Origin of the sequence: Rhodococcus erythropolis R138 (assembly GCF_000696675.2) — a bacterium.
GTDB classification, from domain to species: Bacteria; Actinomycetota; Actinomycetes; order Mycobacteriales; family Mycobacteriaceae; genus Rhodococcus_F; species Rhodococcus_F erythropolis.
This window is the reverse complement of sequence record NZ_CP007255.1, coordinates 297,679-319,185: the sequence shown is the minus strand read 5'-3', so window position 1 is coordinate 319,185 and position 21,507 is coordinate 297,679. Positions and strand designations below refer to the sequence as shown.

General features: G+C 62.5%; 23 protein-coding genes and 1 tRNA gene. 15 read left to right on the top strand and 9 right to left on the bottom strand.

Features of this window, described 5'->3' with window-relative positions:
- Position 1: 1 nt before the first annotated feature.
- Positions 2-1,180, top strand: a complete 1,179-nt coding sequence (locus tag H351_RS01460; RefSeq protein WP_019746478.1) for a cation:proton antiporter — start codon at positions 2-4, stop codon at positions 1,178-1,180.
- Between the two features lies 1 nt (position 1,181).
- Here the strand turns inward: H351_RS01460 and H351_RS01455 are convergent, their stop codons facing one another.
- The 5 genes from H351_RS01455 to H351_RS01435 all read right to left on the bottom strand — a co-directional run bounded on the left by H351_RS01455 (position 1,182) and on the right by H351_RS01435 (position 5,638).
- Positions 1,182-2,426 carry an alpha/beta hydrolase family protein gene (locus H351_RS01455; protein WP_029254263.1) on the bottom strand — a complete coding sequence of 415 codons (1,245 nt, stop codon included), beginning with the start codon at positions 2,424-2,426 and terminating at the stop codon, positions 1,182-1,184.
- A gap of 79 nt (positions 2,427-2,505) precedes the next feature.
- Positions 2,506-3,195, bottom strand: a complete 690-nt coding sequence (locus tag H351_RS01450) for a DUF998 domain-containing protein (RefSeq protein ID WP_029254264.1) — start codon at positions 3,193-3,195, stop codon at positions 2,506-2,508.
- A gap of 10 nt (positions 3,196-3,205) precedes the next feature.
- Positions 3,206-3,610 (bottom strand): very short patch repair endonuclease, encoded by a 405-nt coding sequence (locus tag H351_RS01445; RefSeq protein ID WP_019746481.1) that lies wholly within the window; start codon positions 3,608-3,610, stop codon positions 3,206-3,208.
- 10 nt (positions 3,611-3,620) lie between these two features.
- Positions 3,621-4,496 (bottom strand): hypothetical protein, encoded by an 876-nt coding sequence (locus H351_RS01440; protein WP_029254265.1) that lies wholly within the window; start codon positions 4,494-4,496, stop codon positions 3,621-3,623.
- The gene (locus tag H351_RS01435) at positions 4,493-5,638 is read right to left on the bottom strand and encodes a DNA cytosine methyltransferase (RefSeq protein ID WP_174531793.1); all 1,146 of its coding nucleotides are present in this window, start codon (positions 5,636-5,638) and stop codon (positions 4,493-4,495) included. The genes H351_RS01440 and H351_RS01435 overlap by 4 nt, the downstream gene beginning before the upstream one ends.
- Positions 5,639-5,876: 238 nt before the next feature.
- On the opposite strand from H351_RS01435, the gene H351_RS01430 reads away from it, so the two are divergent.
- Positions 5,877-6,464, top strand: coding sequence for a putative glycolipid-binding domain-containing protein (locus tag H351_RS01430; protein ID WP_019746484.1), 588 nt, complete (start codon positions 5,877-5,879; stop codon positions 6,462-6,464).
- Between the two features lie 11 nt (positions 6,465-6,475).
- On the opposite strand, the gene H351_RS01425 is transcribed toward H351_RS01430, so the two are convergent.
- A complete protein-coding gene (locus tag H351_RS01425) occupies positions 6,476-7,450 on the bottom strand; it encodes a prephenate dehydrogenase (RefSeq protein ID WP_029254267.1) in 975 nt (324 codons plus the stop codon).
- Positions 7,451-7,498: 48 nt separating this feature from the next.
- On the opposite strand from H351_RS01425, the gene H351_RS01420 reads away from it, so the two are divergent.
- From H351_RS01420 to H351_RS01405, 4 genes are all read left to right on the top strand, one after another.
- The gene (locus H351_RS01420) at positions 7,499-8,038 is read left to right on the top strand and encodes a tRNA adenosine deaminase-associated protein (protein ID WP_003943823.1); all 540 of its coding nucleotides are present in this window, start codon (positions 7,499-7,501) and stop codon (positions 8,036-8,038) included.
- Positions 8,039-8,500: a nucleoside deaminase gene (locus H351_RS01415; protein ID WP_019746485.1), complete on the top strand. Its 462-nt coding sequence runs from the start codon at positions 8,039-8,041 to the stop codon at positions 8,498-8,500. It abuts the gene before it with no gap.
- Positions 8,501-8,638: 138 nt separating this feature from the next.
- Complete coding sequence (locus H351_RS01410) at positions 8,639-8,830, top strand: CsbD family protein (protein WP_003943869.1); 192 nt, start codon at positions 8,639-8,641, stop codon at positions 8,828-8,830.
- Positions 8,831-8,886: 56 nt separating this feature from the next.
- Positions 8,887-8,977 (top strand) — tRNA-Ser (locus H351_RS01405).
- A 227-nt stretch (positions 8,978-9,204) separates the two neighbouring features.
- On the opposite strand, the gene H351_RS32225 is transcribed toward H351_RS01405, so the two are convergent.
- Positions 9,205-9,378: a hypothetical protein gene (locus tag H351_RS32225; RefSeq protein WP_003943953.1), complete on the bottom strand. Its 174-nt coding sequence runs from the start codon at positions 9,376-9,378 to the stop codon at positions 9,205-9,207.
- Positions 9,379-9,622: 244 nt separating this feature from the next.
- Here H351_RS32225 and H351_RS01395 point away from each other — a divergent pair, with 244 nt between their 5' ends.
- The 3 genes from H351_RS01395 (at position 9,623) to H351_RS01385 (ending at position 11,119) form a co-directional block, all read left to right on the top strand.
- On the top strand, positions 9,623-10,306 hold the full coding sequence (locus H351_RS01395; protein ID WP_019746487.1) for a YceI family protein: 684 nt from the start codon (positions 9,623-9,625) through the stop codon (positions 10,304-10,306).
- A gap of 123 nt (positions 10,307-10,429) precedes the next feature.
- The gene (locus tag H351_RS01390; RefSeq protein WP_029254268.1) at positions 10,430-10,780 is read left to right on the top strand and encodes a YidH family protein; all 351 of its coding nucleotides are present in this window, start codon (positions 10,430-10,432) and stop codon (positions 10,778-10,780) included.
- The gene (locus H351_RS01385; RefSeq protein ID WP_029254269.1) at positions 10,781-11,119 is read left to right on the top strand and encodes a DUF202 domain-containing protein; all 339 of its coding nucleotides are present in this window, start codon (positions 10,781-10,783) and stop codon (positions 11,117-11,119) included. It abuts the gene before it with no gap.
- Here the strand turns inward: H351_RS01385 and H351_RS01380 are convergent.
- Positions 11,085-12,026 carry a sterol desaturase family protein gene (locus H351_RS01380; RefSeq protein ID WP_029254270.1) on the bottom strand — a complete coding sequence of 314 codons (942 nt, stop codon included), beginning with the start codon at positions 12,024-12,026 and terminating at the stop codon, positions 11,085-11,087. The genes H351_RS01385 and H351_RS01380 overlap by 35 nt on opposite strands.
- Before the next feature lie 128 nt (positions 12,027-12,154).
- Between H351_RS01380 and H351_RS01375 the strand changes: the two genes are divergently transcribed.
- The gene (locus H351_RS01375) at positions 12,155-12,610 is read left to right on the top strand and encodes an RrF2 family transcriptional regulator (protein ID WP_003943908.1); all 456 of its coding nucleotides are present in this window, start codon (positions 12,155-12,157) and stop codon (positions 12,608-12,610) included.
- A 12-nt stretch (positions 12,611-12,622) separates the two neighbouring features.
- On the opposite strand, the gene H351_RS01370 is transcribed toward H351_RS01375, so the two are convergent.
- The gene (locus H351_RS01370; protein WP_029254271.1) at positions 12,623-13,732 is read right to left on the bottom strand and encodes a sensor domain-containing diguanylate cyclase; all 1,110 of its coding nucleotides are present in this window, start codon (positions 13,730-13,732) and stop codon (positions 12,623-12,625) included.
- A 250-nt stretch (positions 13,733-13,982) separates the two neighbouring features.
- Here H351_RS01370 and H351_RS01365 point away from each other — a divergent pair, with 250 nt between their 5' ends.
- The 5 genes from H351_RS01365 (at position 13,983) to H351_RS01345 (ending at position 21,505) form a co-directional block, all read left to right on the top strand.
- Positions 13,983-14,612 (top strand): TetR/AcrR family transcriptional regulator, encoded by a 630-nt coding sequence (locus H351_RS01365; RefSeq protein ID WP_007731646.1) that lies wholly within the window; start codon positions 13,983-13,985, stop codon positions 14,610-14,612.
- A gap of 71 nt (positions 14,613-14,683) precedes the next feature.
- Positions 14,684-17,038, top strand: a complete 2,355-nt coding sequence (locus H351_RS01360; RefSeq protein WP_019746493.1) for an MMPL family transporter — start codon at positions 14,684-14,686, stop codon at positions 17,036-17,038.
- Positions 17,039-17,152: 114 nt separating this feature from the next.
- Positions 17,153-18,886: an ABC transporter ATP-binding protein gene (locus H351_RS01355; RefSeq protein ID WP_029254272.1), complete on the top strand. Its 1,734-nt coding sequence runs from the start codon at positions 17,153-17,155 to the stop codon at positions 18,884-18,886.
- Complete coding sequence (locus H351_RS01350; protein WP_020968186.1) at positions 18,883-20,814, top strand: ABC transporter ATP-binding protein; 1,932 nt, start codon at positions 18,883-18,885, stop codon at positions 20,812-20,814. Before H351_RS01355 ends, H351_RS01350 begins: the two co-directional genes overlap by 4 nt.
- A 22-nt stretch (positions 20,815-20,836) precedes the next feature.
- Positions 20,837-21,505, top strand: a complete 669-nt coding sequence (locus H351_RS01345; RefSeq protein ID WP_020905872.1) for a GOLPH3/VPS74 family protein — start codon at positions 20,837-20,839, stop codon at positions 21,503-21,505.
- Positions 21,506-21,507: the final 2 nt, after the last annotated feature.

Below are 21,507 nucleotides of genomic sequence, written 5' to 3'. Positions count from 1 at the left end.
CGTGCCTTCAATTGCCTCGTCGCTGTTCTGGATTGCGCTGATCGCGGCCATCGCGCCGATAGTCGCGGGCTTGATCCCGCGTCGACTGGTTCCCGAAGTGGTGTTGCTACTGGTCGCGGGCGCAGTGGTCGGGCCGTTCGCCCTCAACATCGCCGCTGACAGCGAAGCGATCGGAATCCTCCGCGAACTCGGCCTCGGCATGCTGTTCCTGCTCGCCGGCTACGAGATCGACCGACAGGAACTCAGTGGGCGCGGCGGACGTCGAGCGCTCTACACGTGGCTGTTCTGCCTCGCGTTGGCGTTCACGGTGGTCGCGCTGCTTGGCATGAGGAACGTGATCTCCGCGGAAGCCGCTGTTGCCATCGCAATGACGTCGACCGCACTGGGCACGCTGTTGCCGATCCTCAAGGACAACAAACTCCTCGACACACGCTTGGGCAAGACGGTCCTCAATCACGGGGCCGTCGGCGAACTCGGGCCGGTCGTCGCGATGGCGGTGCTGCTGAGTGCCCGTGGTGCCGTCCTGTCGCTGATCGTTCTTGCCGTCTTCGCCTTGATCGCCATCGTCGTGGCGGTGCTGCCCGGCAAGCTGATTCACGAAGGCTCGTGGACACATCGGCTGGTGCGGGCAGGAGCGGACACCACGGCGCAGACGACGGTCCGCCTCACCGTTCTGTTGTTGGTCAGCCTCGGAGTGCTGTCGGCCGTGTTCTCACTCGACGTCATTCTCGGCGCGTTTGCCGCCGGCTTCATCCTGCGGCGACTGATGCCAGAGGGCGACGAGCGCCTCGAGATCAAGCTCGACGGGATCGCCTTCGGGTTCCTCATCCCGATCTTCTTCATCACTTCAGGCATGGCAATCGACGTCTCGGCGGTCGCCGCCAGTCCCGGCATACTGATTGCGTTTCTGATCCTGATCGTTGTCGTCCGCGGCGTGCCGGTGTTCTTCGTGACCAAGTTCGAGAAGGTCGAGCCGCCCTTCACCACGCGCGAAAGTGCGCAAGTCGCGTTGTACGGGGCTACCGGTCTGCCCATGATCGTGGCGGTCACGGGCGCTGCCGTCGACGCGCATCAGATGTCGTCGGACAACGCGTCGATTCTTGTCGCGGCCGGGGCGATCACCGTTCTACTGCTGCCGATGCTCGCCACTCTCTTGACGAAAAAGGAGAAAGTGTCCTGATTCAGAGATCCAACTGCTCGTCGAGCCAGTCGAACATTCGCTGATCCGTCAGACGCCTCGCCATGGGCTGACAGTGGAAGTTCGCGCCTTCGGCAGCGGTGAAGGGAACCACCGTCGTCGGTCCGCCGGATAGGGCGGCAAGCCGCTTGGATTGACCGGGCCAGAACTGCTCGCCTTCCGGATCGGTGATGAGCAGGGGAGTGGAGATCGAGCCGGCGACGTGTTCGAGGTGGTACTTCCGAACCTCGGCGAGAGTGTTGTAGTAACCGTCGGCGAGGTACGGACGCGCTCGGAAACACCAGATCCGGGCGCTGTCCTTCGAGAATTTCATCCCCAGCCCTATCGCCATGTCGCGGTCGAAGGCCTCCGACTTCCCCTCGTCGAGCAGCTTCTGCATGTTCTTGGGGATATGGGCGAGCCACGACGCGGCCACGTCCACGACCCCCGGATCGGCGATCGCTGCCGCGATCCGATGCTCGAACGCCAACGACTGCGGTACCCAGTAACCGCCCTGACTGATCCCGTAGATCGCCAGCTTCGACGCATCGACGTCCGGCCGGTCCACGAGATAGTCGACGACGGGCGTGATGACGGATTCCCAGTCGTGACGGAACGGGATGTTGCGCTCGAAGAGCATCGACTGCTGACCGGGTCCGTCGAACATCAACACGTTGTAGCCCCGTTCGAGGGCCCCGGCGCCGCCGCTGCCCCACAGTCCGCTGATCGGGCCGTCGCTACCGTTCACCATGATCAACGTCGGCCGTCGCACGTCGCCGGGCGGCCGGAAGAAGTACCCGGGCAAGTAGGTGTCCTCGTAAGGGATCCGGACGCGTTCGACGGGCTGGGCGGTGGTGTCGACGAAGCGGTCCCACGCTTGTCGGTGACGTTTGAAAGTGGGGACCAAAACCGAATCGTCGCTGAGACCGTCGACGGCGTTGATCGCCACACCGAAGTACGACGCCGCCCGCAGGTACGCGTTGGACGCGCTTCGTGAATGCCCGGCCTCGGCCGCCTCATCGGCGTGCCCGAATACTCGTGTGCCGAGGTCGAACCAGGCCTCGTACCAGCCCTCGAGGTCTTTCTCGCCGACATGAGCGATGGCCGAGAGCACTTCGCCGGTGTCTGCCGCGCCGTAGGTGGCTTGCCCGAGAACGACTCGTAGCTCGAAGTCGAAGGACTCGTTGCGGTAGAAACCGGCAGTGAACGCCTGGTGTGGATGGGCGAAGAACGACGACGCGAGAGACATGGGCACACCTTCGCTAGTTCGGGGCAGCCATTTTCAGTTGTAGTTCCAGGATCGCCCGAATCGCTTGCCGGAAAACCTGTCAGCGTGGCGACGCCGGGAGCCCGGTGGATGGCGGCCTCGACATCGCAAATGCCAGGGTGCACAACCACAACGACATCCCCAGCACCTGTGCGCGTTGAGCGATACCCAGTCCGAGATTACCGCCGCCGGAGACTTCGATGCTGTTGGTCGTCAACATCCACACCGTCGCAAGGGAAGTCAGGATCAAAATGGTCAGGCCGGTCGTACGCAACGACCGGTGTTCGCGATACCTGAACGCTCCCACGGTGAATGCGATCATCGCGGTGAAGATCGCGAACACCGCCACGCTGCTCGTCAATGCGTGAACATGGTGGAGCTGCGGAAGTAGACCGTCGGGTGCGCTCGACGGGCAACCCTCGCCCGAGCATTCGAGAGGGAACGACGCGTCGGCGATTGTGGCGATGCCGAACACTGCAAGTGCAATCCAGCCCGTGACGTAGAGCCTGCGCCTGGGCGTGATCAGCAGACCCAGCGCTCCGGAGATCAACATCAAGATCGCGGACAGGACGTCGGCATTGCCGAAGACGTCACGGTATTTCTGGTTCTCGGCATCGAGTTCGCTGAGGAACGATGTCACCGGGTCGAGGCCGGTGTCGAGGAAAAATTCGAGAATCCACGACGAGTAGACGATTCCGCCCAGAGCCAGCGCAGCCACCAAACCCCACCGCGCAACGTTGCGTTCCTTCACGAAATCGAGCTTACGGACCGAGCAGGGCTTTCTGGACGCGTTCGGCTGCTACCAGCGGATCTTCGTGCTCCCAGATGCGGATGACGGTCCAACCCTGCTCTGCCAGACGTGCATCGGTGTCGCGGTCTCGAACCACGTTGGCGGCCAACTTGTCCGTCCACCACTGCGCGTTGTTCTTGGGAAACGTCGCATGCTGCGGGCAGCTGTGCCAGAAGCATCCGTCCACGAACACCGCGACTTTGCGGCGCGGAAACACCAGATCAGCGCGTCGGCGAACACCTTTGACAGGCGCCCGGTCCACGAAGTACCGGAGTCCGCGCCGATGAAGCTCGCGTCGAAGTGCAATTTCAGGTTTGGTGTCGCGCCGACGCTGAGCGCTCATCCGAGCGCTGGTGGCAGGATCCGTCGCAGGCACCGTGGTTCCCTCAACCGTCGGAATCGTCGCTGTCTTCGGGATCGGACCAGGTGGGCGCAAACCTGTTGCGACGCTCCACTTCACCGTGCACGACGGTCACGAAGTCGGTGAACGAGAGCGTCTGAGCTTCGGTGGGCCGGCCGTTGCGCGGCGGCGGCTCGTCGACGTCGAAGAACCGAACCGCGCCATCGGGTTCGTAGAGTCCGATGTAGACCTTCTCGAAGAGGTCGTAGCGGGTGTCCTCGGCGCCGAGATCCACCCAGGCCTTTCCTGGAACGCCGACCACCGCGCGCTTGCCCCGGCCCGAGCGCTTCGAGAGCGTCGTGACGTGGTGTGCAAACGAGGATTTGCCGGTGTCGCTGGTCTTGGTCGGGTCGCCGTCGTCGCACGTGGCGTACGGCTCGAACATGACGGCGACCAACACGCTGTACGGCTGACGCTGATGCAGAACCATTGCCTCGCCACGCAATTCGTGGTCGTTGCGGACGATGTTCTTGGTCCACCGTCCAAGTTTTCCGCTGCGGGGACTGTAGTCCTGGAAGTTGTACGTCTTGATGGAGACGCAGAGGATCAGGCCGAGAGTGGGGTCGAGTGCCTTGACGTCCAAGCGCTTTCGGCCCTTGGCGACATCAACGGTTGCCTCCTGGCCTTCGCCGGACGCTGTCGGGGTGATGTTGGGATACAGCGGACGCAGAGCGTCGGCCACCGTCTGTGCCAGTTGATTGGAGAGTCGCTGGGCGTAGTTCTTCTTCTCGCCGCGATCGGCGTCGGCCGGGGGCTTGTCGCCCGCGAGTTGCAGTGCGCTCCACAGTGGTTCGTGTTCCGGCTCGGAAAGCAGGGGTTCGGGGAATAGCGTTTCAGGTTCGGGGAACAGTGATTCCGTCATGCCGCGGCCTCGGGGTATCCGCCCATCCGCTCGAGATGGCTTTCGACGTCCTCGATGAAACCGGGGATGAACCGAAGGTTGCCCATGCGTGCGCGCTTGAGGAAGCCGGCTGTGGCCCGCGCCGACAGCAACCGCGTGTCCTCGAGGAAACCGCTCAGATCCTCGTAGTCGTACTGGACCGGCCAGGTCGAGGTGTGGACGCGGAAGGCTTGGCGGTTACGGCCCCACGCCGCACTCGGCCACGCGTCGCCCGGTTCGAGTGGCGTCTCGCCGGCGGCGTCGTATTCGATGGGATCGTTCAACCGGCCACCGACCCACGATGCCATCCGCACGCTCACGGCATTGCCGACGAGCTTCCATCGGTGGCTGTGGCGTAGGCCGGGAACCTCGACGGACGGAAGCGTCCAGTCGGGATCGAAACCCTGCAGGCGTTCGGCGTCGACGAGGCCGGGAGTGACGATCTCACCGGACGGCAACCGGACCGCCGGCTGGCTGGGGATGCCGACGGACGAGCCGCCCTTGAGCGTCGGCACGGCATTGACGGCCCATCCGAGTCCGCGGGTGCCTTCGGTCCAGTAAAAGCCGCAGGGGTAGTCCGCGGGATCACCTCCCAGGCGCTCGCCGGCGTCCTGGCCGAACAGGATTTCGCGAGGATCGTCCGTGCGCGAGGCAAGCATGATGACGCGCTGGCGGCGCTGGGGGAGTCCGAAGGCGCGGGCGTCGACCACCCGGTATGCCCAGGTGTATCCGAGGTCTTCGAGAGCGTCGGTGATGTGCCGCATGGCAGCGCCCTTGCCGAGTTGCAGCATGAACGGAACGTTCTCGATCAACAGCCAGCGCGGGCCTTTCTTGCGCTTGACCAGACGGAACACCTCGTCCACCAGGCCTGAGCGTGCGCCGGTGATGCCCGCCGTTTTGCCGGCCTGAGAGAGGTCCTGGCAGGGGAAACCGGCGGCCACCAATTCGATGTCGCTGGGCAGCGCGCGCAGTTTGGTGACGTCGCCGTGCAACGGCACGTCGGCGAAACGCGAACGGAGAACTGCCTGGGCGCCCGGATCGATTTCACACAGCAGTTCGGTGTTCCACCCATGTTCCGAGAGCCCCAACTCGAGCCCGCCGATACCGGCAAACAAACCCACCATGCTCCGCGACGACGTCACAGCACCCTTCCTCACGAACCGACCTAGAAGCACGGTACTCGAGAACTCCGACACCGTTTGCCAACTATTCGGTCTGCGGGGTGCTCCTTACGGAAGAACCGTTGTGAAACGCCTTACATCGAGATCTTCGGGGCCGATCGAAGTCCCTAAAAGGTCCCTGATCGAAGCAATAACCCGAACCAGCGGTGCTCCGCGCCCGTTCGTCCATTACCGTGGTCGGGTGAGCATCCAACCTTCCGGTGACGCGTCCTGGCCCGCGGTATTGACCTGGCAGGCCCACAACGCTCCTCGTATGGAGTCTGTTCGTGTGCAGCTGAACGGAAATCGCATCAAGGCTTCCGGCCGGATCATCGGTGGAGCCTGCAGTGAGCACCCTGCATTCAGCGCGTCATACGACCTGGTCACCGACGAGGCCGGCATCACCCGCAGGCTGTCGGTGCGGACCGCCCTGGCCGCCGGTGAGCGTCAGATGTCGATCAGCCGGGACGAAGAAGGCACCTGGATGGTCGAGAACGGCGCCAGTCACCAGCGCTCTGCGTTCGATGGCGCACTCGATGTCGACGTGATCCTCAGCCCGTTCTTCAACACGCTGCCCATCCGCCGCGTCGGCTTGCAGAACGACATCGAAGACGCCGAGGTCCCGGTCGTCTACGTCAACCTTCTCGACCTGCGCGTCGAGGGTGCGACCATCACCTACAGCAGCGGCACCGACGGAATCAGTGTGCTGTCCCCGGTGTCCAGCTCGACGCTGGCCGTCGATACCGAAGGCTTCGTCCTCGACTACCCGGGTCTGGCAACTCGAATCTAGGTTTCGTACTTCTAGGTTTCGGATCGCCGGATGACACCACCGCGTCGACCGGCGTCCCGCATCCGCTCGATCCAGTCGGGTTCTCCGACCCGAAGGTCTTCGATGTCCCAACGCTCGTGCGACTCGTAAGCGCCGCGCGCAGCGAACCCTGCGTCCACCAATCGTGCCGTGGAGCCGTTGTCGAGCAGATCGGTACGTGCACCCTGCAAAAGGACGAGCGCTTCATCCAGTGCGACCAGCAGGGCGTCACGGTTGCCCTCGCACATCGCCCGCACCAGGCCAGGAGCGCTCCCGGCTACGCGGGTGCCGTCGCGAAATGACCCGGCGGCCAGCCCAAGGGCCAGTTCGCCGCCGGCAGCTCCGGTGATCGCGAGTGTTTCCGCCAGTAGGTGGGGCAGGTGAGAGATACGCGCGACTGCTCGATCGTGCTCGAGAGATTCGGCTGGCACCACCACCGAGCCGCAGTCGAGTGCCAGGTCGGCGACCTGCGACCACACGTCTGCGTCGACGCCGTTGTCGGTGGCAACGACCCACACCGCGTCGACGAACAGATCGGCATCCCCGACCGCCCAACCCGAAGCTGACGTCCCCGTCATCGGATGACCGCCCACGAACTTGGCGCTCAAGCCCGCTCGTTCGACCGCGGCCTTCACTTCGCCCTTGACGCTGACGACGTCCGTGATCGGATTGTTCGGCGCATGCGCGGCGATTGCCTCCAAGGTGGCGTCGACGGCAGGCATCGGCACGGCGATCACAATGATCGCACCGCTCTCGTTCGCTCTCTGCAGCACTGAAACCAGATCGGTGTCGGCGTCGAAACCGTCGGCTCGGGCCGCGTCGGCGGACTCGCTGGAACGGTTGTAACCCCACGCCTGACGACCGGATCGGACGGCGGCGCGAAGTAGCGAACCGCCGATCAATCCGAGGCCGAGAACGCAGACTGGTGGGGCGGAATCGATCGCAGACACGAGTTCAGGTTGGCACATCGATGCTCGGACTTCACTCACTGGCACCAGGCGGGCTACCGTTGCGCCATGGGTGCACAGCGCGCGGGTAACAAGAGCGCCTCTTCGAACCAGTCGGAGGAGCTTGAAGGCTTCGGTGTCGCGGTGGTCCGTGAAGAGGGGCGTTGGACGGTCAAGGCACTGACGCCCGACGCGTTGACCTCGCTCTCGGCCGCCGAAACGCAGCTGCGTGAGCTGCGAAGTTCGGGTGCCGTCTTCGGTCTTCTCGACGTCGACGACGAGTTCTTCATCGTGTTGCGTCCGGCGCCGTCCGGCACGCAATTGCTGATTTCCGACGCGACCGCCGCCATCGACTACGACATCGCAGCTGACGTCCTCGACGCCTTGCACATCGAGATCCCCGACATCGACCCGGACGACCTCGACGATGTCGAACCCTGGGAAGAGGGCGACCTGTCCGTCCTGGCCGATCTGGGCCTGCCGGAACCCGTGCTCGCTGTCATCGCGGCCGAGACCGACCTTTATCCGGACGAGCAGTTGGGGATGATCGCACAGCGACTCGGGTTCGCGTCCGAGTTCGGCGCAGCGCTCGACAAGCTCCCGCGTTAGATGACTCTCGCTGACGATCAGCGCATGATCCGTGCGGCCATCGTGGCCGCACGTTCCGCCTCCGACGCAGACGTCCCGGTCGGGGCAGTGGTGTTCGACGCAGACGGCGTCGAAGTTGCTCGGGCCGCCAATGCCCGGGAGGCGTCGTCCGATCCGACCGCGCACGCCGAAATCCTGGCGTTGCGCGCTGCCGCAAGAATCTACGGTGACGGCTGGCGCCTGGAAGGTGCGACGCTGGCCGTCACCCTCGAGCCATGCACGATGTGTGCTGGCGCTCTGGTCCTCGCCCGGGTTTCTCGGGTTGTTTTCGGGGCGTGGGAGCCGAAAACCGGAGCCGTCGGATCATTATGGGACGTAGTTCGAGATAAAAGATTGACCTATCGGCCGCAGGTGCGCGGCGGGGTCCTCGAGGACGAATGCGCTGGGCTTTTGGAAGATTTCTTCCGCGAGCAGCGGGCCTGAAATCGGTATTCCCCATCGAGAGTGATCGCACACTCGGGTAGCCGGATCCAGCAATCGAGGGCATGGTGGAGGCAGATGCCGTCAGGGCATCGGCGGATCGTCGGAAGGCGATTCGTTCGCGTTCACAGAGGAGTACTCATGGGAATCGCAGACAAGGCTCAGAACAAGGCCGAAGACCTCGGGGGCAAGGCCAAGGAAGCTGCTGGCAGCGCTACCGGTGACCGGGACCTCGAAAACGAAGGCAAGGGCGACCAGGTGAAATCGGCCGTCAAGGATGCAGGCGAGAAGGTCAAGGACGCCGCCTCCAGCATCAAGGACAAGCTCACGTAATACCGCTCCACCTGGCGATTTCAGCCACGGGCACTCCATCCGGTAAAGTCACCAACGGTGGCGTGTCCGAGCGGCCTAAGGAGCACGCCTCGAAAGCGTGTGACGGGTAACCCCCGTCCGAGGGTTCAAATCCCTCCGCCACCGCCAAAGCTCCCCACCTGTTCACGCAGGTGGGGAGCTTTTTTGTGTGGTAAACCTGGCGTGCGAGCGCTGCCCGACCGTCAGGACGGACACGCTCCGACTGGACCATCGGACGACCGGCCAGTCCGCCATTCGGACGAGGACAGCGCTGGACTTCGGAGGAGATCGGAAGCCGCACTAGGTCTTATGGGGGAGGGGCCGTCCTCCGGTGGATATTCCCAGGTTGACGAAGTTCAGGAGCGGCGGGCGATCCACTCTGCAGCGGCGGCATCGATGTCCTGCTTCAGCTTCTCGAAGAACGAGGGTGGCGGGGTGGGGATCAAATCTGCTGCGGTAGTGAGGGATCGACTGAGGGCGATCCGACGCTCGCGTAACTCGTCGTCGGTCAGGAGCGTCAGGTCCGCCATTGCGAGCTCCCCCGATCGGTGTGATTCGTGTTTCGGGCAGACCGTGCGCATCGGGATCGATGCATGATTCGATGCGCACGGCCCAGGCACTCCAGGCTGGGGGCCGGAATGCAAAAACTACTTTACCAAATGATTACTAATGGCTGTGGGTGTGCCCGCTTTCGGTGTTCGTGGAGCGCTTTCACAGGGTTCTCCCAGGTCGTAAGTCCTGACAATCGTTGAAGCTGCAACTATCGTCGAACCCATGAAAAAGATCTGGTGGATCGGCGGAGCAGTAGTTGTGGTCGTACTCGCCCTGCTTGTGGGGCCGTGGGCGTACGGGAAATTCATCGCTGAAGACGATGCGCCGGCGGCCGTGGTATCCACTCAGGGTGCAGAAGCGGCGTCCGGATCGATCGACGGGCAGTGGACCGTCGTCGCCGGGCAGGGGGACAACCAGACGGCAGCGGGATACACCGTGCACGAGATTCTGAACGGATCGAGTGTGACCGTCGTCGGAACCACCGGCGAGGTGAGCGGAAACGCGGTTGTCGAGGGTGAAAAGCTCACTTCAGGCGAAGTGACGGTGCAGGTGGCAAGCATCAAGACCGACTCGGATCGGCGCGACGGCCAGTTCACGGGCAATGTGATGGATACCAGCACGTATCCGACGGCGACGTTCACGATCGACTCGCCGGTGGACTTGGCTGCTGTGCCGACGGACGGAACAACGGCGACGGTCACGGTGTCTGGCACCTTGACACTCAAAGGTCAGTCCAAGCCGGTGTCGGTCGACATGACCGTGCTGCATTCGGGTGATTCGCTGATCGCATCGGGCTCGATTCCGGTCACCTGGACCGATTTCGGAGTTGAACCCCCGTCCCTCGGTTTTGTCACCGTCGACGCCAGTGGATCGGTGGACTTCCTCGTCTCACTCGCCGCGAGCTGAATTACGTCTACCCGATTCGCACTGCTTCGGGGCGGGCAGGGAAGATTAAGGACATGACCTTCCTTTCTTGTTGTCCGTTCCGAAGGCAGTGTGCGATTTCTGCCCGTACGGAATGAACAGGTGATGCCCCGGTGGAAACCGTTCCGAACGGGCGAAGACCCCGATCCACGGTTCACTCTCGCCAATGAGCGGACGTATCTGGCCTGGATCCGCACGGCGACGGCCTTTGTCGCGTCGGGCGTCGGACTCGAAGCGTTCGGCGGCGACATTCTCAACCCGACGGTTCGTGCCGGCTTGGCCGCGTTGTTACTCGTCGGCGGCGCTCTGATCGCCATCACTTCGTTTGTTCACTGGATCAGCGCCGAGCGAGCACTGCGTGCTGAGCGCCCGTTGCCGGTACCGCTCATGGCGCCGGTGGTCGGCATCGTGCTGGTGATCTGCGCGACCGTCCTGGTGGTCGAGGTCGTGAACTGATTGACCGCGCTGGAACCGTCGGAAGGTGTCAAGCCTCCGGACAAGGGCTTGCAGTCCGAGCGCACATCGCTCTCGTTCGTACGGACGAGTCTGTCGATCCTCGGCTTGTCTGCCGCCTGTTTGAGATGGTTGCCGCCGTTCGGTTCGCTAGCACTGATCGGCCCGTCCCTCGCTGCCGTGCTTGTCGTCGCGGTGACGGTCTACGAACGTCGGTCGCGGCCCAGGCGGTTGGCCCAGTTCTCAGCCGAAAAGGCAACGCCAGCTTTGGGTATGGGTGCAGCTCTCGCGGTCGCCCTGCTCCTGCTCAGTGCGACGGGGCTGTGGATTCTGTTGAAGTAACCTCGGCTTTGGGTGCCCAGCCGGGTGGGCCGAACACGTAGCCTGCGCGCTGGCGCCACGACTTCGACGCTTTCCAGTCGCGAGCGATGGCAGCGTATTCGCGTGTTTGGAGCTTCCAGATGTTGTACGTTCCGACCGGCGTCGTGAGTCCGTAGGTGGGCCGGTGGGTTTCGGCTGCGAATGTTCCGAACATCCGGTCCCAGATGATGAGGATTCCGGCGTAGTTGCGGTCGAGGTACTCGGCGTCGGACCCGTGGTGGACGCGATGGTGCGACGGCGTGTTGAAGATGAATTCGATGGGCCGCCAAAGTTTTCCGACACGTTCGGTGTGGACGAAGAACTGGTAGACGAGGCTGACGGAGAAGCCGACGAACACCATCCACGGCGGAATCCCGAGGAACGGCAACGGCAACCACATGATGATCTCACCGCTGTTGTTCCACTTCTGCCGCAGTGCGGTGCTGAAGTTGAAGTACTCACTCGAATGGTGAGCCTGGTGTGTGGCCCAGATGACCCGAACTCGGTGCGCGATGCGGTGATACGCGTAATAGAGGACGTCGATTCCGAGCAGCAGGATCACCCAGGTGTACCAGGCCGTCGGCGAGAGGTGCCACGGAGCGAGGTACACCCAGATTGCGGAATAGCCGATCAGCGCCAGCACTTTCCAGAAGGTGCTCGTTGCGATCGACACGAGTCCGAGCAGAACGCTGGTTCTGGCGTCGACGCTTCGGTAGCCGCCTTCCTCGGGTCGTGCGCGTCCGTCGGCGTCGTCGGGATGATCCTCGAGAGCGCGGGCCGCGAACCATTCGATTGCCAGGAAGATGACAAACGCGGGGATTGCGAGCGTGACTGGATCATGGAGCGGTTCGAGAAGTGACTTCCATGATTCGAGAAGGGTCTCCCACACGCGATTTGTCCTGTTCTCTAGCTTCGATCGTTACATCATGCATCAAAATGTAACGTCATGGAACCCTTTGCGGCGAAGAACTCGCAGGTTTGTTGCGACTATTCATAGAACGATGGTAGGAATTGCCGGTGCATATCACCGCGAAGGTGGACTACGCCGTGCGGACTCTGGTCGAGCTCGCGGCAGTAGGTCCTGACCCGGCCAAGGCCGAGTTTCTCGCCAAATCCCAGGTCATACCCCACAAGTTCCTGGAAGCGGTGCTCTCCGACCTGCGGCGCGGCGGCTTGGTCAACAGCCGTCGAGGCCCGGACGGGGGATACTGGCTCGCTCGGTCCGCGGACGAGATCACGATTGCCGACGTCATACGAGCCGTCGAAGGACCGCTTGCTTCGATTCGGGGTCAGCGACCGGAAGACGTCGACTACGGGGGGCCGGCGACGCCCCTCAAGGAGGTGTGGATTGCAGTGCGCGTCAACCTCCGTGCTGTGCTCGAAAATGTCACACTCACCGATGTTGCAGGTGGGGAGTTGCCCGAGTTCATTCACGAACTGACGGCAGATCCCGAGGCGTGGAATCGGCGCTGATACAGCCCGGTTTCAGGGTGCCCGTCGACGCGGAACAGTCATAGGAGCAGTGTTCGCAGTGTTGCCTCCCGCGGATTTTGCGTCGTACATCAGATGATCGGCCGCAACGATTGCTCGGGAGAACTCGTTGTAGTCGAACTCTTCCTGATACGGGATGAAAGGTAGCGTCGCTGCTCCGACGCTGACCGTGGCCAAGGGGTCGTCGGAAGCGTTCACGACGGCTTTGGGCAGTGTCGCGATTCTTTTGCGAAGTCCGTACGGGGTGCCGATCATCACAACGGTGAACTCCTCGCCGCCGGTGCGCGCGGCGTAGCCGAAACCGTTCACATGCTCCTGCAGGCGCGTTCCTGTCCGGATGATGACGGCGTCACCGACTTCGTGACCGAAGGTGTCGTTCACAGCCTTGAACTTGTCGATGTCGACGACGGCAACAGCAATGTCGGCACGATTTGCCGACGCGACCGACCAGATACGCTCCGACATGTCCCACAGCCCTCGCCGGTTCAGGAGTCCGGTGAGTGCATCCACCTTGGATCCCGTTGCGCGCGAGAGTAATTGCCGCCAGGTGAATTGAATGGTGGCCGGAATGAAGATCACGGCACACAGTACGACGTCGGTGCGTGCAATCACGCTGGTTGCCGAGTAGTCGCCGTTCGTCAGGCCGAGCACGGTCAGGGCGATGACAAACGTCGTGGCAAAGGCGAGGTGGAATGCCAGCCAGCGGCGGTCGAGAAAATAGGTGAAGTAGGCGCCGGTGGCCACAAAGAGTGCCGCGCCGAAAAGGGCGGCGTTATGGCTGGTGAAGGTGATGAGAATCGAGGCAGTTCCGAGATCCGCCCACAGACCGTAGAGCTTGAGCATGCGTGAACCTCTGATTCGGCCGACAAACCAGAGAATCGTGGGGATCAGGTTGACGGTCGCAATGCCGACGAGCCAACTGCGCGCAAACGGTCCGTCCGGGCCCTCTCCGCTGAGGAGAAACAGGAACGCCACGATCGAGAAATTGAGTGAGCAGAATCCGATGGTGAGACGGACGAGACGTAGTACGGAGCCTCGTCCGGACTTCGATCCCCACAGCATTACCGTGGACGAAACCGGCCAGGTATGCAGGAGCGGGTCCATCAGATTCCTTCGCCGAGCACATTGCGGTTAATTCACCGCAAAGTATGTCAGGCCATGTTGATTCACGCGTCAACTTGGCAGTGGGCGTCACGCCGTGGAGCTGCTCACAACTCTCTCTGTCGCGCTGTTCAGGCATTTGCCGTGCGTGGGTGTGAGGTACGCCTCGAGTTTCCGCGCTGTGTGTTCGATCGCACAATATTGCAGACCTCTGCAAAGTTGCAGAGCTCTGCAAGTTGGGTACCGTGTTGGAGTGATCATCGAACAAGGCCTTCGCGACCGCAAGAAGGCAGCAACCCGTGCCGCACTCAGTGGCGCGGCAGCACGGCTCGCTCGTGCGCTGGGGATCGAATGCGTCACCGCTGACGCGATCGCCTCCGAGGCCGGAGTGTCGACGAGGACGTTCCACAACTACTTCTCCAGCAAGGAGGAGGCAGTGCTCGCCAGTTTCGAGGAATCGGTGAACCTGTGGATCGAGGCGCTTGCGTCGCGGCCCGCGGACGAACCAATTCTCGACGTCCTCGAAGAACTTGTGGTCGAAATCGTGAACGACTCAGGTCCGAGTGGGAGTGAGAAGGCAAGTATCTGGCTGCTGTCGGATTCGAGTCCCGCGCTCTACCGGGATGCCGCAGACATGCATCAGCGGATCAACCGTGCAGTCGTTCAGGCATTGGCGGAACGCACCGGTACCGACGCCGAGAAGGACCTGTACCCGACGCTCCTCCTCGGAGCGGTGGGCGGAGCCGCTAAATCGGTGATCGACGTCTGGACTGGCGGAAAGTCGGAGGCTTCCAGTCCGGAAGAGTTGGTTCACGACGCTTTTCGGCAGATTCGTGCCGGATTGCCCGCGCCGCCGCCCGCCCCTGAGATGTCGCGTCCCTGAGATGTCCCGTCTCTGAGCCCCACACGTAATACCTGTCCACGTACACGCACCGAAACAGCAAGGAGCCCGTCGTGGCCACCTATCTTTATCGGATCGGCAAGTTCGCCTACCGGCGAAAAGGCGCGGTCCTCAGCGTTTGGCTGATAATCCTGGTCCTGATGGGCGTCGGGGCAGCCACTCTGTCCGGCCCCACCAAGGATTCGTTCTCCATTCCGGGAACCCCGGCACAGCAGGCGCAAGACCTGATGGCGGAGCGTTTTCCCGACGCGCCCAACCCGATGGATTCGCTGAGCGCGCGATACGTAGTGCAAGCTCCGGCGGGCACGACGCTGGCCGATCCGGCGAACGTCAAGGCCATGGACGACATGCTCGCGAGTATTCGTGGCATCGACAAGGTCGCCGACTCCGCCAAGGTGGACCCGGCGACTGCCACTCCGGAACAGGCCGCGAAGGCGTTGGTCAATCCGGTTACCGGCAACGACTCCATGGTTGCGATGTTCAAGGAAAAGGCTGCTGCGGCTGGAACTTCCGAGACGCAGGCCGTGGACGACGCGCGCGCGTTGTCGCCGCTCAGTGCCGACGGCACGGTCGGGTACGTCGAGGTTCCGTTCAGCGGTGACTTCGCCGATCTCGATCAGGCGTTGCGTGATTCGATCAACTCCGCAGCCGATGTCGGTCGGGCCGAGGGACTCAATGTCCAGGTCAGTGGTTCTGCTGCTCAGGAAGCGGAGATGCCCGGTGGTGTCACCGAGCTGATCGGTATCGCCGTTGCCGCTGTCGTTCTGGCCATCACGTTCGGTTCGCTTGTGGCCGCGGGGCTTCCGCTCCTCACCGCGATCATCGGTATCGCTATCGGCAGCCTTGGAATCACGGTTGCCACCGGATTCATGGATCTCAGTTCGATGACTCCGACGCTGGCGATCATGATCGGTCTGGCCGTGGCGATCGACTACTCGCTGTTCATCATGTCCAGGTTCAGGCATGAGCTCACCCTCACCGACAACCGTGCCGAAGCAGCAGGTCGCGCCGTCGGAACCGCCGGTTCCGCAGTGGTATTCGCCGGTTTGACAGTCATCATCGCGCTCGTTGCCTTGCGTGTCGTCGGTATCCCGTTCCTCTCGGACATGGGTGCGGCAGCGGCCTTCACGGTGCTGATCGCGGTCCTGATCGCATTGACCTTGCTGCCCGCGATCCTGGGTATGTTCGGGCGCAAGGCTTTTGCCGGCAAGATTCCCTTCCTCAGCAAGCGTGCGGAGGAGTCCGAAAACGATGATTCAGGCAAGCCGAAGCTGGCTCTGCGCTTCATCACCGCCGTCGTTCGTCGTCCGCTCGTGCCGCTGATCGGTGGAGTAGTCCTTCTGGGCGCATTGGCTCTGCCCGCAACGGGATTGAGCCTGGCATTGCCGTCGGAGGCCACCGGTGACCCGGCGACCAGTGCGCGTCAGGCGTACGACCTGATCGACGAGGGCTTCGGTGACGGCCGCAACGGACCGCTGATCGCCGTTGTCGACGCCAAGGATGCCAGCGTCCCCGCCGGGGAGGCCTTTGCGGAGGTCGTCTCGACCATCTCGAGCTTCGGTGACGTCCAGAACGCACAGGTCGTCGGAGTCAACGAGGCCGGCAACACCGCGCAGGTACTGATCACTCCGAAGAGCGGACCGACCGATCCGGCCACGATGGATCTGGTGGGCAGCCTCCGCGGAGCAGAAGCGGGACTCAACGATTCGATCGGCGTCAGCTACGGCATCACCGGTCAGACCGCACTCGAAGGCGACGTCTCGGACACGCTGAAGGATGCATTGGTGCCCTACCTTGCCGTAGTGGTCGGCCTTGCATTCATTCTGTTGCTCTTGGTGTTCCGTTCGATCCTGGTTCCGCTGACGGCGACGCTCGGCTTCCTGCTCAGCGTGCTCGCGACATTCGGTGCGACGGTGGCGATCTTCCAGCACGGTTGGTTGGGCATCATCTCGAACCCACAACCGCTCGTGAGTTTCATGCCGATCTTCCTGATCGGCGTGGTGTTCGGGTTGGCGATGGACTACCAGGTGTTCCTCGTGACGCGTATGCGTGAGGAGTACGTCCACGGCGCGAGCGCGAAGGAGGCCGTGACAATCGGCTTCAACCACGGTGCCCGCGTGGTCAGTGCGGCCGCGGTCATCATGATCTCCGTGTTCGGTGCCTTCATCGCAGAACCGAACTCGTTCATCAAGTCGATCGGATTCGCGCTCGCCGCGGCGGTGTTCTTCGACGCCTTCATCGTGCGCATGGTGATCATCCCGTCCGTCATGGCACTGCTCGGCGACAAGGCGTGGTGGCTGCCGAAGTGGCTGGACAAGATTCTGCCGAACGTCGACATCGAGGGTGAGAAGCTCAGCAAGGCCCTCCGTGACGAGAAGGAAGCGGAACTGCAGTCCGCATCTGCTTGATCTCTGCTGTGCGCCTTTATTAACCCCCCGCGGTTAATAAAGGCGCACAGCTGTTTTTGTGTATCGAAATATCCAGCGGCACATGTCGGCCAGGATTGGTAACCTTCGCTCACTATGCTGATCAGGCTGCTGCGCACTTATCTGACGCCGTACCGGGGTGAACTCACGGGCGTTGTCGTCCTGCAGTTTATTTCGACTATGGCGGCCCTTTACCTTCCGAGTCTCAACGCCGACATCATCGACAACGGCGTGACCAAAGGCGACACCGGCTACATCCTCTCCACCGGCGGGATGATGCTGATGGTCACGCTGACGCAGATCCTGTGCTCGGTGGGTGCCGTCTTCTTCGGAGCGCGAGTCGCCATGGGCGTCGGGCGCGATCTCCGAGCGTCGGTGTTGCATCAGGTCGGGACGTTCTCGGCCAGGGAAGTCGGGCACTTCGGTGCGCCTTCGCTGATCACCCGCAATACCAACGACGTCCAGCAAGTACAGATGATGGTCGTGATGAGTTGCACCATCCTCGTCATGGCTCCGATCATGTGTATCGGCGGCATCATCATGGCTCTACGACAGGACCTGAATCTTTCCTGGATCCTCGGGATCAGCGTCCCGCTCCTCGTAGTCTCGATGGGTTTCCTGATTGCCCGGATGGTCCCCGGATTCAGGGTCATGCAGGGCCGCCTCGACGCCGTCAACCGTGTTCTTCGCGAACAGATCACGGGCATCCGCGTCGTCCGAGCGTTTGTACGGGAACCGTACGAGGTAGAGCGTTTCGGCGACGCCAACCGCGAACTGACGGAGACTGCACTCGGCGTCGGCCGCCTCATGGCACTGATGTTCCCGCTCGTGATGCTGATCAGCAATGTCACCAGCGTCGCGGTCATCTGGTTCGGTGGCCATCAGATCAACGAGGGTTCGATGCAGATCGGCTCGCTCACCGCGATGCTCAGCTACATCATGCAGATCCTGATGGCCGTCATGATGGCCACCTTCATGGCGGTGATGCTGCCGCGTGCGTCGGTGTGCGCCGAACGTATCTCCGAGGTACTCGACACCGATTCCTCGGTGATTCCGCCCGAGAATCCTGTCCTGGAGTTGAAGGACCCGGGCGTCGTCGAACTTCGTGGAGCTCAGTTCAAGTTCCCCGGAGCCGAGGAGCCAGTGTTGCGCGACATCACCTTCCGCGCCGAACCAGGCAAAACGACGGCGATCATCGGCGGCACCGGGTCGGGAAAGACCACTCTGCTCAACCTGATTCCGCGATTGATCGACTCCACCTCCGGATCGGTATCGGTGGGCGGCGTCGACGTCCGCGACATCGACACGGAGCTGCTCTGCTCGGTGATCGGTCTGGTCCCGCAGAAGCCGTATCTGTTCTCCGGCACTGTCGCCACCAATCTCCGCTACGGAAACCCCGAAGCTACCGACGAATGGCTGTGGGAGTGCCTCGAGATCGCCCAAGCTGCCGACTTCGTCCGCGCCATGCCAGAAGGCCTGGACACACCGGTGGCACAAGGCGGTACGACGGTATCGGGCGGTCAGCGTCAGAGACTCGCCATCGCGAGAGCGTTGGTGCGTAAGCCGCAGATCTATCTGTTCGACGATTCCTTCTCGGCACTCGACCTCACTACCGACGCACGGCTGCGTGCGGCGCTCCGGCCGGTCACGCAAGACGCCTGCATAGTCGTTGTCGCGCAGCGTATCTCCACTATCGTCGAGGCCGATCAGATCATCGTGCTCGACGACGGCGCCATCGTGGGGATCGGCACGCACGACGAACTCGTGGTCAGTTGTCCCACCTACGGCGAAATCGTCGCCTCTCAGCTAGCCGTACAGGACGCATCATGAGTAATCGACCGACTTCCTCGCCTCCCATCGGCCCGCCCGGCGGCGGCGATCCCACCAAGAAGGCCATGAACTTCGGCCCTTCGCTCAAGCGTCTCCTCGGTCGCTTGAGCCCGGACAAGCCGATCGTCATCCTGATCTTCGCTTTGGTGACGGCAAGCGTCGTACTTTCCTCGATCGCGCCGAAGATCCTGGGAAACGCCACCAATCTGATCTTCGACGGCATCGTCAGTAAGCAACTCCAGCCGGGGACGACAAAGGAACAGGCTGTCGAAGGATTGCGTGCTTCGGGGCAGGGTCAACTCGCCGACATGGTGTCCGGCATGGCCGTTGTGCCCGGAACCGGAATCGATTTCGACGCCGTCGGCAAGGTCTTGATGATCGTGCTGCTGCTGTTCGTCTGCGCGTCGCTGTTCAGTTGGCTGCAGGCGTATCTGCTCAACATCGTTGTGCAACGGACCGTTCGCCGTCTGCGTGAGGACGTCGAACAGAAGATTCATCGACTTCCCTTGCGGTACTTCGATACCCATGCCCGCGGTGACGTACTCTCGCGCGTGACCAATGACATCGACAATGTCGCGCAGAGCTTGCAGCAGACGCTCAGCCAGTTGGTCATGTCGGTGATGACCGTCCTGGGCATTCTGGTGATGATGCTGTGGATCTCACCGTTGCTCGCCCTGATTGCAGTGGCAACTGTTCCGCTGTCGATCATGGTCACGGCGTTCATCGCGAAACGTTCGCAGAAGCACTTCGTCGCGCAGTGGAAGAGCACCGGCGGAATCAATGCACAGGTCGAGGAAGCATTCAGCGGTCACGAGTTGGTCAAGGTGTTCGGCCGCCAGCACGAGGTCGAGGAGCGCTTCCGCAAGCAGAACGAGGATCTGTACGAGTCGAGCTTCAAGGCGCAGTTCATCTCCGGTCTGGTCATGCCGGCCGTGATGTTCCTCGGCAACCTCAATTACGTTGCCATCGCAGTGGTGGGTGGTATGCGCGTCGCATCCGGAACGATGACGCTCGGCGACGTGCAGGCGTTCATCCAGTACTCGCGTCAGTTCACCCAGCCGCTCACGCAGATCGCGTCGATGACAAATCTGCTGCAGTCCGGTGTCGCTTCGGCCGAGCGTGTTTTTGCGCTGCTCGACCAAGACGAGCAGTCGGAGGACCCGAAGGGCGCGAAGTCGCCCACGGTTGACAAGGGCCGCGTCAAGTTCGAGAACGTCACCTTCAGTTACAAGCCGGAACAGCCGCTGATCGAGGACCTGTCCCTGACCGCCGAGCCCGGCCAGATGGTTGCCATCGTCGGCCCCACCGGGGCAGGCAAGACCACCCTCGTCAACCTCATCCTGCGGTTCTACGAACTCAATTCGGGCCGAATCACTTTGGACGGCATCGATATCGCCGACATGACGCGAGACGATCTGCGTTCACGCATCGGCATGGTTCTGCAGGACGCGTGGCTGTTCGGTGGAACCATCCGCGAGAACATCGCGTACGGCAAGCCCGGTGCCACCGACGAGGAGATTCGTCGCGCGGCCGAGATGAGCTACGTCGACAAGTTCGTGCACTCTCTGCCTGAGGGTTACGACACGGTCATCGACGAGGAAGGCAGCAACGTCAGTGCCGGCGAGAAGCAGCTCATCACCATCGCCCGCGCCTTCATCTCGCAGCCGTCTATTCTGATCCTCGACGAGGCGACCAGTTCGGTGGACACACGCACCGAACTACTGGTTCAGAGCGCCACCGCGGTTCTGCGCAGTGACCGCACCAGTTTTGTCATCGCGCACCGTCTTTCGACAATTCGTGATGCGAACCTGATCGTGGTGATGGAGGAAGGCCGCATCGTGGAGCAGGGGAGCCATGAGGCTCTGCTCGAATCCCGCGGCGCGTACTTCCGTCTGTACAACAGCCAATTCGTGGGCGCGGAGATCTAATCGCACTACTACGGTGGTGAGCATGCTGATTGCCGAGGATCTGCTGTTGCTCGCCACCGACGACGTCAGCGGAAAGCTGCTGCGTTCGTCGTCCTACGTCGATGTTGCGCTCGGAGGCGCCTTGTTGGTCGAGCTTGTGCTTGCCGACCGCGTCCGCCTCGACGGCGCCGGATGGCGGGCGCGGGCAGTCGTCATCGACAATCGGCCACTCGCGGATCCCACTCTCAACGCTGCATTGGCACGGCTGGCCGAGAAACCACCGGCCCGGCCAACTGCGGTGGTGAACCGACTTGCGAAGGGCGCAAGGAAGGCGCTCTATGCGGGTATGGGAGCCCGCGGAATTGTGACGGCCGTGGAACATCAAGTGCTCGGGTTCTTTCCGACCGTTAGATGGCCGGCGACCAATCCGCGGTACGAGGATCAACTGCGCTTCGTGCTTCGTGAGATTCTGCTGGGGGTCCGCCAACCCACCCCCACCGAAGGTGCATTGGTGTCGATCTTGGCAGGCGCGAACATGCTTAAGGTGGTCGTTCCGGCCGATCAGTTCAAGGCGGCGAAAGCGCGAGCGAAAGTGCTGTCGCAAGGAAACTGGGCGAGCGAGGCAGTGCGGCAGTCGATCGCGGCGACGCAGGCAGCCACCACTGCGGCGCTCACCGCAACAATTGCCGTGTCGACATCCTCGGGATCGTGACG